The sequence below is a fragment of the Streptomyces sp. DSM 42067 genome, assembly GCF_055792885.1.
The window spans coordinates 7,962,658-7,977,263 of record NZ_CM147706.1 but is presented as its reverse complement, the minus strand read 5'-3'; the positions used below and the strand labels follow the sequence as shown (position 1 = coordinate 7,977,263).

The window sequence follows — 14,606 nt, the reverse complement described above, 5'->3', positions numbered from 1 at the left end:
GGCCTACCCGCTCATCCGTGCGAAACAACGCGCGTCTACGCCAGAGTTGGCCGAAACGTACCATTCCCAGGGCAAAAGGCGAGGGGCGAGCGCACTCCGGCGCGCCCGCCCCTCGCCTCAGCTCGGCTGCTACTTGGTGAGCTCGCCCATCTCCTGGTCGACCGTCCGGGAGATCCGCCGCCGCACCCCGTACCAGCCGCCGACGAGCGCGAGCGCGATGAGCGGGATGAGGTAGAGCGTCTTGCGGCCGATCTCGGGGTCCTTCCACATCAGGCCGAGCACGGCCAGCAGGAAGGCGATCGTGGCGATCTCGGTGACCGGGCTGCCGGGCAGGCGGAACTTCGGGCGCGTGACCAGGCCTTCCTTGGCGCGGCGAACGAAGGCCAGGTGGCAGATCATGATGATCACCCAGGTGCTGATGATGCCGAGCGACGCGACGTTGAGAACGATCTCGAAGGCCTGGCTGGGCATCAGGAAGTTCAGGCCGACACCGAGCACGCACACCGCGGCAGTCAGCATGATGCCGCCGTACGGGACCTGGCTGCGGTTCATCTTCGCGGTGAACCGGGGCGCCGAGCCCGCCATCGCCATGGAGCGCAGGATGCGGCCCGTGGAGTAGAGGCCCGAGTTCAGGCTGGACATGGCGGCGGTCAGCACGACGAGGTTCATCACGTCGCCGGCCGCCGGGACACCGATCTTGGACAGGACCGTCACGAACGGGCTCTCACCCGCCGAGTACACGGAGCCGGGCAGCAGCAGCGCCAGCAGGACGACCGAGCCGACGTAGAAGAGGCCCACGCGCCACATGATCGAGTTGACCGCGCGCGGCACGACCTTGTGCGGCTCGGCAGTCTCGCCCGCGGCGACGCCGACCAGCTCCAGCGAGGCGTACGCGAAGACGACACCCTGCATGACGATCACGACGGGCATCAAGCCGTGCGGCAGGAAGCCGCCGTTGTCCGTGATGACGTGCAGGCCCGGGGTCTGGCCGCCCACCTCGTGCTGCGTGACCAGCAGGAAGATGCCGACGAACATGAACGCGACCAGCGCCGCGACCTTGATGATCGCGAACCAGAACTCCAGCTCGCCGAAGATCTTCACCGAGATCAGGTTCACCACGAGGACGACCGCGAGCGCGATCAGCGCCAGCACCCACTGGGGGATGTCGGTGAAGAAGCTCCAGTAGTGCGTGTAGAGCGCGATCGCCGTGATGTCGGCGATGCCGGTCGTCGACCAGTTCAGGAAGTACATCCAGCCGGCGACGTAGGCGCCCTTCTCGCCGAGGAACTCGCGCGCGTACGACACGAAGGATCCGGACGAGGGCCGGTAGAGGACCAGCTCACCGAGGGCGCGCACGACGAAGAAGGCGAAGATGCCGCACACCAGGTAGGCGAGGGCCAGTGCGGGACCCGCGGACTGGAGGCGTCCGCCGGCGCCGAGGAAGAGTCCGGTTCCGATCGCGCCGCCGATGGCGATCATGTTGACGTGGCGCGCCTTGAGGTCCTTGCTGTACCCGGCGTCGCCCGCGTCCGCGGGAGTCCGGGTCGCGTCCGCGGGGGATGCGACCGCGGCCGTTTCTACGGCGTCCTTGCTCACAGGTGGTTCTGCCTTCTGGTGCACCCGGATGTTGTCCGGTGTCGTCTTCGAGCTCCGGATGTGTTCCGGTGTGGTTGTGGTGGTGCTCCGGATGGTGTCCGGTGTGGTGGTGATGCCGACCGCGCCATCGCTGTGTGCGGCACGACCGACGCGACACCTTCCCCCATGGATCGCCGGTCACGCGGTGTCGTAGATCACAGAGCGGAACTTCTCACATGCTGGTCAGGGGGTGTACAAGCCGGTGCCGGCGTGATTGCTGCTCGCTGCGGGACCGCAGGTTGCAGGCGGAATTCGAGTGCCACGGGGCGGCGAGAGGGCTTTCACAGGAGCAGTGAGACAGCAATACTGTTGCACCAGTGCTGCACCATCTGCGCCGCTCCGGGGAAGCGAGGGGATCCCATGCCGACGGACACCGCCGAGCCGGCACTCACCGTCGACGAGCTTGCCGCGCGTGCGGGCGTCACCGTCCGCACGATCCGCTTCTACGGTTCCAAGGGCCTGCTGCCGCCCCCGGTCATCGGTCCGCGCCGGGTCGGGCACTACGGGCCCGAGCACCTGTCCAGGCTGGGGCTGATCGAGGAGCTGCAACGGCAGGGCATGACGCTGTCGGCGATCGAGCGGTATCTGGAGCAGCTGCCGGCCGGACTGAGCGCCCACGAGCTCGCCATCCACCGAGCCGTGGTGGCCACCTGGGCACCGGGCCCCCCGGACCAAGCCACCCGCGTGGAGCTGGAGCGCCGGGCCGGGCGCCGGCTGTCCGACGAGGACATCGACCGGCTGGCGGCGATGGGCGTGATCGCCCGCTCCGGCTCCAGACCCCGTGGCGATTCCGGCCCGACCGGCTACGCCCAGTCGGGCTCCCCCGGCGCCGACGAGGCATCCGGAGCCGACGAGGCATCCGTAGCCGCGGACGCCTCCGCAGCCGCCGACGCGGCCGCTGCCGCCGACGCCTCCACGGCCGCTGCCGCCGAAGCACCCGGCACCGATGACGTCGGCGAGGCACCCGACACAGACACCGCACAGGACGTTGGCGTCTTCCGCCTCGACCCGAGCCTGCTGCGGCTCGGCGTCCAGCTGCTGGACGTACCGATCGCGCACGAGACGATCCTCGCCGCGCGGACGGTCCTGCTGGAGCACGCCAGAGCGGTCGCGCACGAGCTGACGCAACTGTTCCGCGACGAGGTGTGGGACGCGGACCGCGAGCGGCAGTCCGATCCGGACCATGTCGCCGCGATGAAATCGCTCTCAGCCGATATGCAGCCGATCGTGGTGCAGGCCCTGGTGACAGCTTTCCAGCGGTCGCTCCGCGAGGAGTTGAGGGACGCGTTCCAGGCCTGAGGTGAGGCCGCAGGCCCGGGGCCGGATGGTCGCCGGTCAGCGTCCGGCCCCGGGCTGCCGGAGGCTCAGCCGTCGCTGAACGTCTCGCCCTTCTCGGCCTTCTCGACGAGGAGCGCGGGCGGCTGGAACCGCTCTCCGTAGCGCTCGGCGAGTTCACGCGCGCGTGCTACGAATCCGGGCAGGCCTCCCTCGTAGCCGTTGATGTACTGGAGGACACCGCCGGTCCAGCCGGGGAAGCCGATGCCGAAGATCGAGCCGATGTTGGCGTCGGCGACGGACGTCAGCACGCCCTCCTCCAGGAGCCGGACGGTGTCGAGCGCCTCGGAGAACAGCATGCGTTCCTGCATGTCCCGGAACGGGATCTCGTATCCCGGCTTCGTGCTGTGCTTGCCCGGGGGGCGACCCCCGGAACCCCCGAAATGCTCCCGCAGCCCCGGCCACAGCCGAGCCCGCTTGCCGTCCACGTACTCGTAGAAGCCCGCGCCCCCACTCCTGCCGGTGCGGCCGAACTCGTCGACCATGCGGTCGATGACCGCGTCGGCAGGGTGCGGGGTCCAGGTGCCGCCCGCCTCCTCGACGGCCCGCTGCGTCTCGCGGCGGATCTTCCGCGGCAGCGTGAGGGTGAGCTCGTCCATCAGCGACAGCACCTTCGCCGGGTATCCGGCCTGGGCCGCCGCCTGCTCGACCGACGCGGGCTCGATGCCCTCGCCGACCATGGCGACGCCCTCGTTGATGAAGTGCCCGATGACGCGCGAGGTGAAGAAGCCGCGCGAGTCGTTGACGACGATCGGGGTCTTCCGGATCTGCCGGACCAGGTCGAAGGCGCGTGCAATGGCCTCGTCGCCGGTCCGCTCGCCCTTGATGATCTCGACGAGCGGCATCTTGTCGACGGGCGAGAAGAAGTGCAGCCCGATGAAGTCCTCGGGCCGCTCGACGCCCTCGGCCAGCACCGTGATGGGCAGAGTCGAGGTGTTGGAGCACAGCAGCGCGTCCGGCTCGACGATGTTCTGGATCTCCTGGAACACCTTGTGCTTGAGCGCCGGGTCCTCGAAGACTGCCTCGATCACCGCGTCGCAGCCCGCCAGGTCGGCGGGGTCGGCGGTCGGGGTGATGCGCGCGAGCAGCTCGTCCGCCTTCTCCTGGCTGGTACGTCCCTTGGCGACGGCCTTGGCGCAGAGGTTCTCGGAGTAGCCCTTGCCGCGCTCGGCGGCGTCCGCCGAGACGTCCTTGAGGACGACGTCGATGCCCGCGCGGGCGCACGAGTACGCGATGCCCGCGCCCATCATCCCGGCGCCGAGCACCGCGACCTTGCGGACCTGGCGCGGCTCGATGCCCGTCGGCCGGCTCCTGCCCGCGTTCACCGCCTGGAGGTCGAAGAAGAACGCCTGGATCATGTTCTTCGCGGTCTGGCCTGTGACCAGCTCGGTGAAGTACCGGGCCTCGATGGTGAGAGCGGTCTCGAAGTCGACCTGGGAGCCCTCGACGGCCGCCGCGAGGATGTTGCGCGGCGCCGGGTAGGGCGCGCCGTTCAGCTGCTTCCTCAGGTTGGCGGGGAACGCGGGGAGGTTGGCGGCGAACTTGGGGTTCGAGGGGGTACCGCCGGGGATGCGGTAGCCCGGAACGTCCCAGGGCTGCCGGGACTCGGGGTGGGTGTCGATGAACGCGCGGGCCTTGGCGATCATCTCCTCGGGGGAGGACGCCACTTCGTGGACGAGGCCGTTCTCCAGGGCACGCCGCGGGGAGTACTGGGTGCCCTGGAGCAGCACCTTGAGCAGCGCGTCCGCGATGCCCATCAGCCGTACGGTGCGGGTCACGCCGCCGCCCCCGGGGAGCAGGCCCAGGGTGACCTCGGGGAGGCCGATCTTGGATCCGGGCGCGTCCAGCGCGATCCGGTGGTGGCTGGCGAGCGCGATCTCGTAACCGCCGCCGAGCGCCGCGCCGTTGATGGCCGCGACGACCGGCTTGCCCAGGGTCTCGATGCGGCGCAGCGAGTTCTTGATGCCGGTGCTCATCTCGAAGACCTGCTGGGCCTGCTCGGGGCCGGCCTGGATCATGTCCTTGAGGTCGCCGCCCGCGAAGAACGTCTTCTTGGCGGACGTGTAGATGATGCCGCGGATGGAGTCCTTCTCGGCCTCGGCGCGGTCGGCGATCGCGGCGATGGAGGCCTGGAAGGCCTTGTTCATGGTGTTCGCGGACTGGTTCGGATCGTCGAGGACGAGGGTGACGACGCCGGTCTCGTCCTGTTCCCAGCGGATGGTGGTGGGCTCGGTGCTCATCTGCGGTGCTCCGTAAGAGTCGGAAAGACTGGGGCTGGGTGGGGACAGGACGTCAGAGGCGCTCGACGATCGTGGCGATGCCCATGCCGCCGCCCACGCAGAGCGTGGCGAGGCCGTAGCGCTTGTCCTGGCGCTCGAGTTCGTCGACGAGGGTGCCGAGGATCATCGCGCCGGTGGCGCCCAGCGGATGGCCGAGCGCGATCGCGCCGCCGTTGACGTTGACCTTGTCCAGGGACAGGCCCATGTCCTTCACGAAGCGCAGCACGACGGCCGCGAACGCCTCGTTGATCTCGACGAGGTCGATGTCGTCGATGGTCAGCCCGGCCTTGGCGAGGGCCTTGCGGGTCGCGGGAGCGGGCCCGGTGAGCATGATGGTGGGCTCGGAGCCGGAGACGGCGGCCGAGACGATACGGGCGCGCGGGCGCAGGCCGTAGCGCTCTCCGGCCTCCTTCGAGCCGATGGCGACCAGCGAGGCACCGTCGACGATGCCGGACGAGTTGCCCGCGTGGTGCACGTGGTCGATCTTCTCGACCCAGTGGTACTTCTGCAGCGCCACGGCGTCGAAGCCGCCCAGGTCGCCGATGTCGGCAAACGACGCCTTGAGCTTGGCGAGCGAGTCGGCGGTGGTCCCGGGGCGCAGGTGCTCGTCGTGGTCGAGGACGACGAGGCCGCTGCGGTCGCGGACGGGCACGACGGACCTGTCGAACCGGCCGTCCTTCCAGGCGGCCGCTGCGCGCTCCTGCGACAGCGCCGCGTACTCGTCGACGTCGCGCCGCGAGAATCCCTCGATCGTGGCGATGAGGTCGGCGCCGATGCCCTGCGGTACGAAGTTGACGGCCAGGTTGGTCATCGGGTCGTTGAACCAGGCGCCGCCGTCCGAGGCCATCGGCACGCGCGACATCGACTCGACGCCGCCCGCGAGCACGAGGTCCTCCCAGCCCGAACGCACCTTGGCCGCCGCCAGGTTGACGGCCTCCAGGCCCGAGGCACAGAAGCGGTTCTCCTGGACGCCGGCGACCGTGTCGGGCAGGCCCGCGGCGATGGCGGCGGTGCGCGCGATGTCGGAGCCCTGGTCGCCGACCGGGCTGACGACTCCGAGCACGATGTCGTCGATCGCGGCGGGGTCCAGGTCGGGGAATCGGGCGCGGATCTCGTGGATCAGACCGACCACGAGGTCGATGGGCTTGGTGCCGTGCAGGGCGCCGCCCGCCTTGCCGCGCCCGCGCGGGGTGCGGATCGCGTCGTAGACATACGCTTCGGTGGTCATCGGTCAGTCGCCGTCCTTCGGGGTGTGCTGTGTCGGGTTCGGGGCGCCCGGCGTCGGGGTGGAGCTGTTCGGGATCAGGTTCGGAACGTCCCAGTCGCGGGCCACGTCCGCGGTGTCGGCGCCCGGCTGCGCGGGGCCGCTGCGCACGGTGGTGGGCGTGCCGGAGAAGCGGGGCGCGGGCGCGGGCTGGGTGATGCCGCCGTGGTCGGTGAACGTGCCGCGCGCGGCGAGATGGGGATGGGCCGGTGCCTCGCGCAGCGAGAGCACGGGTGCCACGCATGCGTCCGAGTTCTCGAAGACCGCGGTCCACTCGTCGCGCGTGCGGGTCTTGAAGCGGGCGGCGACGGCCTCGCGCAGCTCGCCCCAGCGCGCCAGGTCCCAGCGGGCCGGAGTCTCATCGCGGATGCCGAGGAGCTCGACGAACTCGTCGTAGAACTGCTGCTCGAGGGCGCCGACCGCCATGTACTGGCCGTCCGCCGTCTCGTAGCAGCCGTAGAAGGGGCAGCCGCCGTCCAGCAGGTTCGCGCCGCGGCGGTCCTGCCAGCTGCCCGCCGCCAGCATGGCGTGGATCATCGCGGCGAGATGCGAGGCGCCGTCGACGATCGCGGCGTCCACGACCTGTCCGGCGCCGGTCGCACGGGCGTGCTGGAGCGCCGCAAGGACGCCGACGACGAGGTAGAGGGAGCCGCCCGCGAAGTCGCCGACCAGGTTCACGGGAACGGCGGGCGGTTCGCCGGGCTTGCCGATCATGCCGAGGGTGCCGGTGAGTGCGATGTACGCGATGTCGTGCCCGGCGCGCTGGGAGAGCGGGCCGTCCTGGCCCCAGCCCGTCATCCGTCCGTAGACGAGCCGCGGATTGCGGGCCCGGCAGGCGTCCGGGCCGATACCGAGGCGCTCGGCGACGCCCGGCCGGTAGCCCTCGATGAGGATGTCCGCGCGCTCTACCAGGTCGAGGACGCGGGCGGGTCCGTTGTCCGCCTTGAGGTCGATCAGTACGGAGCGCTTGTTGCGGTTGGTGATGTCGTACTCGGGGTCGATCACGAGTCCGCCGCCTCCGGGGCGGTCGACGCGTACGACATCGGCGCCGAGGTCGGCGAGGAGCATGGCGGCGAACGGGCCCGGCCCGATGCCCGCCAGCTCCACGACGCGCACGCCGGCGAGCGGACCCTGCACCGCGGTCTGTGCTTCCGCCATCGCGCCCCCAGCACTGTGACATGACTGCTGTAACACCAGCGATGTTAAGAACGCGTTCCACTCCCCACAAGACCTTGGGCGAGCAAGCGCTTAGCCAATTGTGGGGTCCACAGGCGTCCAGCGCATGAGCGGCGCGGCCACCGGGCCCGGGGCAAGCTGCGTCCCGGAGGCCGTTCCGCGCCCGCCAGTCGCAGTTCAGCGGCGGCTGGCAGGACCAGCAGTTTCTTGGGGTCGCGGGCCGGTGGAGGGTGCGGCTACCGCCTCAGCGGCCGGCGTCCAGCTCCGCGATCAGCCGTTTCGGGGCGATGGCGCGGTAGCTCTCCTCGGCCCATTCGCACAGCAGCTCCGCGTTCGGCGCGCCCTTCGGCTCCAGGGGTATGTTCACCCAGCCGTGTCTGCCCAGGCCGTACCCGGCGGGCTCCGCGCCCGGAGCGGCCAGCGCGTGCGCGTGGGTCTCTTCGTCCTTCAGCTTGACGGTGATGCCCAGCGGATAGCTGCCGTCGTCGACGCCGAGGAAGACGAACACCTTCTTGTTGACCTTCGCGACGGTGTCGCCCCAGGGGAAGTCCTCGACGGCACCCGGCAGGCCGAGCGCGAACCCGTGCACGCTCTGCCATGTCTTCAGCGCGCTCTTCGAAACCGCCACGGTCCCACCTTCCGGGGTGCTGAGTCAGCGGGGTGCTGGGTCAGCTCATGTGCTCTCACGCTAGCCTCGGCCACCGACAACGGCCCGGACGCACGGCTGAGGGGTGCCATGAGCAGGCAGAAGAGGTCCGATCGCGCGGTTGACGTCGTGCTGTTCGGCGCGACCGGGTTCGTGGGGCGGCTGACGGCGGAGTATCTGGCCGTCCATGCGCCCGACGGGATGCGCTGGGCGATCGCGGGCCGCAGCACGACGAAGCTGGAGCAGCTGCGCGAACGGCTCGCCGCCCTCGCGCCGGGGCGTCCGGAACCCGCCCTGCTCCGGGCCGACGTGGCCGACCCGGCGTCGCTGCGCGAGATGGCGGAGCACGCGCGCGTGGTGGCCACGACAGTCGGCCCGTATCTCAGGTACGGGCAGGACCTGGTCGCCGCCTGCGCCGACGCCGGTACCGACTACGCCGACCTCGCGGGTGAGCCCGAGTTCGTGGATCTCACCTACGTCAGGCACGACGCACGCGCGCGTGAGACCGGCGCCAGGCTGGTGCACGCGTGCGGGTTCGACTCGGTACCGCACGACCTGGGCGCGTACTTCACGGTGCTGCAGCTGCCAGAGGGCGTGCCGCTGCGCATCGACGGCTTCGTGCGGTCCGACGCGATGTTCTCGGGCGGCACGTTCGCGTCCGCCCTGAACCAGTTCTCGCGCGGTCCGCAGATGCTGGCGGCCGCGCGCGACCGGCGCCGACACGAGCCGCGCCTGCTGGGCCGTCGGGCGTACGCGCCGGTGAGCCCGCCGCGGTACGCCAAGGAGGTGGCCGCCTGGGCGCTGCCGCTGCCGACGATCGATCCGCAGATCGTCCAGCGCTCGGCTCGCGCCCTCGAGCGGTACGGGCCGGACTTCCGCTACCGGCACTACGCGGCCGTCAAGCGGCTGCCGTTCGCCGTGGGCGGCGTGGCCGCGGCGGGTGCGCTGTATGCGTCGGCCCAGCTGCCGCCCGCCCGGCGCTGGCTGTCGAGCCGTCTCAGGCCGGGTGAGGGTCCGGACGAGCAGCGGCGCGCGCGGAGCTGGTTCTCGGTGCGGTTCGTGGGCGAGGGCGGGGGCCGACGGGTGTTCACCGAGGTCGCGGGCGGCGATCCCGGCTACGGCGAGACGGCGAAGATGTTCGCCGAGTCGGCGCTGTCGCTCGCGCTCGACGACCTGCCCGAGACGTCGGGCCAGGTCACGACCGCGGTCGCGATGGGCGACGCCCTCATGGAGCGTCTGCGCACGGCGGGGATCACGTTCCGGGTGGCGGCAGAGATGTGAGTCGGCCTCCCGGGCTCACTCCCGGCATCACCACGATATGAGCGTGTAGATCATCCCGCCGATCCAGGCGAGTCCGGCGATCACGGCGAGGACCAGGGCGGCGGTCACGGTGCGCTCGAGCGGGTGGAGAGGTGCGGCGGCGGCCTTCGGGGCGCGGTGCGAAGTCATGCGGAACAGCCTGCCGACCGCGGCGCCACCGGAGATCCGTACGGATGCGCAAGGGACATCCGTACGGATACTCAGCCGACGCAGCTCTCGAGGGGGTCGACTACCCAGGAGCCGACCGCCCAAGGAGGCTCCATACTCAGGGAGTTCCCCGGTGGTTGAGCGGGAACTCCCCGGACAGGAGTTCCCGGGTGGCTACTCGGGGAGCCCTCGCACGGTCGCCTCACGCAGTGCCCGGCGGCACAGGGCGTCCGCCCGCCGCGTGGATTCCGGAAGGCGGTAACGCGGAGTCAGGCGGAGCGTGTGGGCGCATGCGTTGTCCAGGCTGACCCGGTGTCCCACGGAGACGAAGACGGGCTTGACGCCGCCCTGGGTGCGTACCGCCCTGCCCACCTCCTCGTCCCCCTCGACGAGCGGCGAAAACGAGCCGCGCGGGGCTCCCGGCTCCTCGTACGAGAAAGTGAAGGGGTTCTTGGCGACGCCGATCGACGGCAGGCCGGTGAGAACGCCGAGGTGGCTCGCGAGCCCGAAGCGGCGCGGATGGGCACGGCCGTAACCGTCGCAGACGACCGTTCCGGGGTCGGCACGGAGTGAGTCGAGGGCGGCCAGCACGGTGGGGATCTCACGGAAGGCGAGCAGCCCCGGGACGTACGGGAAGGAGACCCGGCCGACGGCGGTCGCCTCCTCGACGACCTCCAGCGTCGCCGCATCGAGGACCACGGCTGCGGCCGCCACCAGGTCCCGCTCGTCGTCGTACGCGACGTCGACCCCCGTGACATGCCCGGTGCCCGGCGCCGGCCCGGGCTCGTCGAGCACAACGCGGCTCCGCAACTCGTCCTGGATCGTCCGGGCTTGCGCTTCGGTGGTGGGCCAGTCCCCAGGGATGCTCACTGTTCTCACGTTCATTGCGACGAAGACGGCGCCCGAGCCGGCCGCCCACCGGCAGCAGTTGCCCGACTGACGAGCAGTGGGCCGGGGCGGGGGCGCCGTCCCGGCCCTCCGTGGGCGCGGTCAACGGCCCAGGGCGCGGGACAGCTGGTCCTTGTTCATCTTAGAACGGCCTTGGATGTTGCGGCTCTTGGCCTCTTCGTACAGCTGGTCGTACGTCGGACCCTGCGATCCCTGACCGGAGCGGAGGCCGCCGCGGCGGCCGGACGACATGTCGTCGACCGAGGTGCGGCTCGCGGTCTTCGACTCGCCCTGTCGCGCCCGCTCCTTGTTCACCGTCCTCGCGGCGATCTCCTCGGCGCGCTTCTTGCTCTCACCGCGCTCGAGCTGGCTCTCCTTGATGTGCTCGTACTGGCGTTCCCGTTTGGGGTTAGAGCCGCGTGGCATGGTCGTGCTCCTCACTCTGTGACAACGGCCCCCGAATCAGGCAAGCATGAGTTCCGCACCACCGCACCGCAGATGGTCCCAGCCCGGACGTCGGCCATGGGGCCGTCCAGGTCAACCCTCGTCCGGAGGGGTACGCGCGCGTGGAGCACCGTCCACGACCGCCTCAGGTCCCTGACTCTGAGCCGAACCAGGCATGCCGACGCCACACGGGTCTCCGTGACGTCTGTCACCGCGATGGGCAGCAGGGATTGAAAGCAGGTGACAGAGGTCACTCGCCCGGGGCATGCACGCATTCGCTCGTTCTGCCGTCTATTCAAGAGTCCGGCGCCATCAGCCCAGCCTTCGATCAGCCGTCACAAGGGAGCAGGCGTTGTCCATCGTCATCGAACAAGCCGTAGAGGCCCGCCTCGTCGCGGCCGTGCCGCGGATGCTCACCATCCCCGCCACCCTGCACTACGACCGGCGTGATCCCTTCGCCGTGCGCATCACCTTCCCGGCACCGGCGACCCTGGAAGGTGTCGAGGTCTGCTGGACGTTCGCACGCGAGCTGCTCAGCACCGGCACGGAGTCCCCGGTGGGCGAGGGCGACGTGAAGTTGCGGCCGTACGGCTACGACCGCACGGTCCTGGAGTTCCACGCCCGGGAGGGCATCGCGGTGGTCCATGTCCGCACGGGAGAACTGCGCCGCTTCCTTGCGCGCACCGTCGCGCTCGTCCCCCTGGGCAAGGAGCACCTCCATCTCGACCTGGACCACGGCCTTGCCGAGCTGATGGGCGGCGCCTGCTGAAACAGTCGTCCGAGGGCCGTAGCGTGCGGTCGTCGGTAAATACATTTGACGCCGATACAGCGGTCTCGTACGTTTTGAAGCGCCCTGTTGCCGTCGATTGGAGAAGGACGTTGCTCGTCTGAGGTCTTGGGACACCGTGTCACACAGCCCCTGTGTTGCTGTGTGCGCAGCGTGCGACCTCGGCGTACGAGCCGTCCTCCGGCGCGGGACTCTTCTCCCCGCCGTCCGGCCTCGAGCCCTCCGGCTTGCGCCTGACGGGCTTCCGCCTCCAGGTTGATCATCCCGCCGTCGTCGCCCGGCGGTGTCCCGAACGCGTTGCCCCTCACCCCATGTGCCAGTGACACGGGGCCGCGTTCGCGACTGACCGTATTCCTCCGGTCACGACGATCGCGCTGCCCGGTCACCGCTCCCAGCAACCGCGGAGGCCCGTATGTCCTCATCCCCCACATCCATCACCTGCACGTCCCTGTCCTTCGGCTGGCCGGACGGGACCGGCGTCTTCGACGATCTGCAGGTCGCCTTCGGGCCCGGCAGGACCGGCCTCATCGGGCTCAACGGGTCCGGGAAATCAACGCTGCTGAAGCTGATCGCGGGCGAACTCACCCCGACGGACGGCACGATCCGCGTGGCCGGAGAGGTCGGCTACCTCCCGCAGAACGTCACGCTCGACACCGGACTGCGCGTCGACGAGGTCCTGGGAATCGCCGGCACGCGTGCCGCTCTGCACGCCATCGAGGCGGGCGACGTACGGGAGGAGCACTTCACGGCCGTCGGCGACGACTGGGACGTCGAGGAGCGCGCCGTCGCGACCCTCGACGGGCTCGGGCTCGGCCACATCGGCCTCGACCGGACCATCGGCGAGGTCTCCGGCGGCGAGTCGGTGCTGCTGCGGCTGGCCGCACTGCTGCTGCGCCGTCCCGACGTGCTGCTTCTCGACGAGCCCACCAACAATCTCGACCTGTGGGCGCGCAGGCGGCTCCACGACACGGTGGCGGCCTGGTCGGGGGTCATGGTCGTGGTCAGCCACGACCGTGAACTCCTCGAACTGGTCGACCAGATCGCCGATCTGCATGCGGGCGAGATCACCTGGTACGGAGGGCCGTACTCCGCCTACGAGAGAGCGCTCTCCGTCGAGCAGGAAGCGGCCGAACGCATGGTGCGCGCCGCCGAGACCGATCTGCGCCGTCAGAAGCGTGAGCTCGCCGACGCCCAGGTCAAGTTGGCTCGCCGCAAACGGTACGGACAGAAGATGTGGGACCAGAAACGCGAACCCAAGATCGTCATGGGCGCGCGCAAAAGGGCCGCCCAGGAGTCGGCCGGGAAGCACCGCATCATGCACGAAGAGCGGCTCGCCGAGGCGAAGGAGCGTCTCGACGAGGCGGTGGACGCGGTGCGGGACGACGACGAGATCCGCGTCGAGCTGCCGTACACCGCGGTCCCGCCCGGTCGCACCGTACTGACGCTGCGCGAGCTGGAGCTGAAGTACGGCGCGCGGGTGGGCGGCGAGTTCGAGCTGCGGGGCCCGGAGCGGGTCGCCTTGATCGGCAGGAACGGGGCGGGGAAGACGACCCTGCTGCGGACGATCGCCGGAGAGCTGGAGCCGGTGTCGGGCGACGCGAGGGCGCACGTGCCGCTGCGCTTTCTGCCGCAGCGGCTCGACGTGCTCGACGAGGAGCTCACCGTCGCCGAGAACGTGGCGCGCTTCGCACCCGAGGCCACCAACAACCGGATCAGGGCACGTCTGGCCCGCTTCCTGTTCAAGGGGGCGCGGGCCGACCAGCGGGCGGCGACGCTCTCTGGCGGAGAGCGCTTCCGGGCGGCACTGGCCGCACTGATGCTGGCCGAGCCCGCACCACAGCTGCTCATGCTCGACGAGCCCACGAACAACCTGGACATGGCGAGCGTCCGGCAGCTGACGACGGCCCTGGAGTCGTACGAGGGAGCGCTGATCGTGGCCAGTCACGACCTGCCGTTCCTGGAGTCGATCGGCATCACCCGCCGCCTGCTGCTGGACGGCGAACTGCGGGAGATCACAGCAGAAGAGGCCGTCGGGTAACACCGACCGGCAATTGGACCCCTCCCTCCGATTGCCGGTCGGTCTAAGCCGACGACTCAGGACGGCACGGTCGTCGAGTGCGTCGACGGCGCCGAGTGCAGTGACCTCAGTTCGAGGTCACTGCATGTCACCGCGCCTGCGCCGTCGCGCACTCCGGCGCGTCCGCGTCGATCGAGAGCGGGCTGCCCTTGGGGAGCAGGTAGGTGACGTAGAGGACGACCGGTTCCGTACCGAGATTGCGTCCGATGTGCACATGGCCCGGACCGGACGGTTCGATGAAAGCGCTCCCGGCGGAGGTGGACTCGACGGAGCAGTCGTCCATCGTGCGGGTGAGGGTGCCGGCCTTGACGACGGCGATGAGCTGGCCGGCGTGGTAGTGCCATCCGGTGGAGCCGCCCGGCTCGATGGTGATGGTGCGGACGACCACGTCCGCCTGCCCTCTGGGAGCCTTGACCTTCAGGGTGCCCTCCGAGGTGCCGGTGGCGAGGATCGTGCCGGAGACCCCGCTGCCGGGGGTCGCGAGCGCGCTGGAGGGCCCGACGGCCAGCGCGGCCACGCACCCCGACACCACACACGCCTTTCGGACACCAGTACCCGTGCGCCTCATCCTGACCCTCCAACTCGTGGGCGTTGTTGCCGGTTTGAGT

The 14,606-nt window shown here is 70.2% G+C and carries 13 protein-coding genes; 4 read left to right on the top strand and 9 right to left on the bottom strand.

Going from position 1 to position 14,606, the window contains the following annotated elements:
* Positions 1–129: 129 nt before the first annotated feature.
* Positions 130–1,596 carry an amino acid permease gene (locus ACSMXV_RS35700; RefSeq protein ID WP_473175239.1) on the bottom strand — a complete coding sequence of 489 codons (1,467 nt, stop codon included), beginning with the start codon at positions 1,594–1,596 and terminating at the stop codon, positions 130–132.
* A 399-nt stretch (positions 1,597–1,995) separates the two neighbouring features.
* Here ACSMXV_RS35700 and ACSMXV_RS35695 point away from each other — a divergent pair, with 399 nt between their 5' ends.
* Positions 1,996–2,934 carry a MerR family transcriptional regulator gene (locus ACSMXV_RS35695; protein WP_473175238.1) on the top strand — a complete coding sequence of 313 codons (939 nt, stop codon included), beginning with the start codon at positions 1,996–1,998 and terminating at the stop codon, positions 2,932–2,934.
* 65 nt (positions 2,935–2,999) lie between these two features.
* Here the strand turns inward: ACSMXV_RS35695 and ACSMXV_RS35690 are convergent, their stop codons facing one another.
* From ACSMXV_RS35690 to ACSMXV_RS35675, 4 genes are all read right to left on the bottom strand, one after another.
* Positions 3,000–5,210, bottom strand: coding sequence for a 3-hydroxyacyl-CoA dehydrogenase NAD-binding domain-containing protein (locus ACSMXV_RS35690; RefSeq protein ID WP_473175237.1), 2,211 nt, complete (start codon positions 5,208–5,210; stop codon positions 3,000–3,002).
* A 52-nt stretch (positions 5,211–5,262) separates the two neighbouring features.
* Entirely contained in the window at positions 5,263–6,477 is a 1,215-nt protein-coding gene (locus ACSMXV_RS35685) for an acetyl-CoA C-acetyltransferase (protein ID WP_473175236.1), read from the bottom strand.
* A 3-nt stretch (positions 6,478–6,480) separates the two neighbouring features.
* A complete protein-coding gene (locus tag ACSMXV_RS35680) occupies positions 6,481–7,671 on the bottom strand; it encodes a CaiB/BaiF CoA transferase family protein (RefSeq protein WP_473175235.1) in 1,191 nt (396 codons plus the stop codon).
* A 262-nt stretch (positions 7,672–7,933) separates the two neighbouring features.
* Positions 7,934–8,317 carry an MmcQ/YjbR family DNA-binding protein gene (locus ACSMXV_RS35675; protein ID WP_473175234.1) on the bottom strand — a complete coding sequence of 128 codons (384 nt, stop codon included), beginning with the start codon at positions 8,315–8,317 and terminating at the stop codon, positions 7,934–7,936.
* A 108-nt stretch (positions 8,318–8,425) separates the two neighbouring features.
* On the opposite strand from ACSMXV_RS35675, the gene ACSMXV_RS35670 reads away from it, so the two are divergent.
* Entirely contained in the window at positions 8,426–9,616 is a 1,191-nt protein-coding gene (locus ACSMXV_RS35670; protein WP_473175233.1) for a saccharopine dehydrogenase family protein, read from the top strand.
* Positions 9,617–9,643: 27 nt separating this feature from the next.
* Here the strand turns inward: ACSMXV_RS35670 and mmpA are convergent, their stop codons facing one another.
* From mmpA to ACSMXV_RS35655, 3 genes are all read right to left on the bottom strand, one after another.
* The gene (gene mmpA, locus ACSMXV_RS35665) at positions 9,644–9,784 is read right to left on the bottom strand and encodes a morphogenic membrane protein MmpA (RefSeq protein ID WP_473175232.1); all 141 of its coding nucleotides are present in this window, start codon (positions 9,782–9,784) and stop codon (positions 9,644–9,646) included.
* Positions 9,785–9,976: 192 nt separating this feature from the next.
* Positions 9,977–10,681, bottom strand: coding sequence for an endonuclease V (locus ACSMXV_RS35660; protein ID WP_473179176.1), 705 nt, complete (start codon positions 10,679–10,681; stop codon positions 9,977–9,979).
* A 111-nt stretch (positions 10,682–10,792) separates the two neighbouring features.
* Positions 10,793–11,116, bottom strand: coding sequence for a plasmid stabilization protein (locus ACSMXV_RS35655; protein ID WP_473175231.1), 324 nt, complete (start codon positions 11,114–11,116; stop codon positions 10,793–10,795).
* A gap of 370 nt (positions 11,117–11,486) precedes the next feature.
* On the opposite strand from ACSMXV_RS35655, the gene ssgD reads away from it, so the two are divergent.
* Complete coding sequence (gene ssgD, locus ACSMXV_RS35650; protein WP_181866670.1) at positions 11,487–11,903, top strand: spore wall synthesis regulator SsgD; 417 nt, start codon at positions 11,487–11,489, stop codon at positions 11,901–11,903.
* 430 nt (positions 11,904–12,333) lie between these two features.
* On the top strand, positions 12,334–13,959 hold the full coding sequence (locus ACSMXV_RS35645) for an ABC-F family ATP-binding cassette domain-containing protein (protein ID WP_473175230.1): 1,626 nt from the start codon (positions 12,334–12,336) through the stop codon (positions 13,957–13,959).
* A gap of 127 nt (positions 13,960–14,086) precedes the next feature.
* Here ACSMXV_RS35645 and ACSMXV_RS35640 read toward each other — a convergent pair whose 3' ends face one another.
* Complete coding sequence (locus tag ACSMXV_RS35640) at positions 14,087–14,566, bottom strand: cupin domain-containing protein (protein WP_473175229.1); 480 nt, start codon at positions 14,564–14,566, stop codon at positions 14,087–14,089.
* Between the last annotated feature and the right edge of the window lie 40 nt (positions 14,567–14,606).

Coding starts and splice junctions, on each gene's coding strand:
- ACSMXV_RS35695 (WP_473175238.1), top strand. CDS start 1,996: ATGCCGACGGACACCGCCGAGCCGGCACTCACCGTCGACGAGCTTGCC.
- mmpA (WP_473175232.1), bottom strand. CDS start 9,784: ATGACTTCGCACCGCGCCCCGAAGGCCGCCGCCGCACCTCTCCACCCG.
- ACSMXV_RS35645 (WP_473175230.1), top strand. CDS start 12,334: ATGTCCTCATCCCCCACATCCATCACCTGCACGTCCCTGTCCTTCGGC.
- ACSMXV_RS35685 (WP_473175236.1), bottom strand. CDS start 6,477: ATGACCACCGAAGCGTATGTCTACGACGCGATCCGCACCCCGCGCGGG.
- ACSMXV_RS35655 (WP_473175231.1), bottom strand. CDS start 11,116: ATGCCACGCGGCTCTAACCCCAAACGGGAACGCCAGTACGAGCACATC.
- ACSMXV_RS35680 (WP_473175235.1), bottom strand. CDS start 7,671: ATGGCGGAAGCACAGACCGCGGTGCAGGGTCCGCTCGCCGGCGTGCGC.
- ACSMXV_RS35690 (WP_473175237.1), bottom strand. CDS start 5,210: ATGAGCACCGAGCCCACCACCATCCGCTGGGAACAGGACGAGACCGGC.
- ACSMXV_RS35640 (WP_473175229.1), bottom strand. CDS start 14,566: ATGAGGCGCACGGGTACTGGTGTCCGAAAGGCGTGTGTGGTGTCGGGG.
- ACSMXV_RS35670 (WP_473175233.1), top strand. CDS start 8,426: ATGAGCAGGCAGAAGAGGTCCGATCGCGCGGTTGACGTCGTGCTGTTC.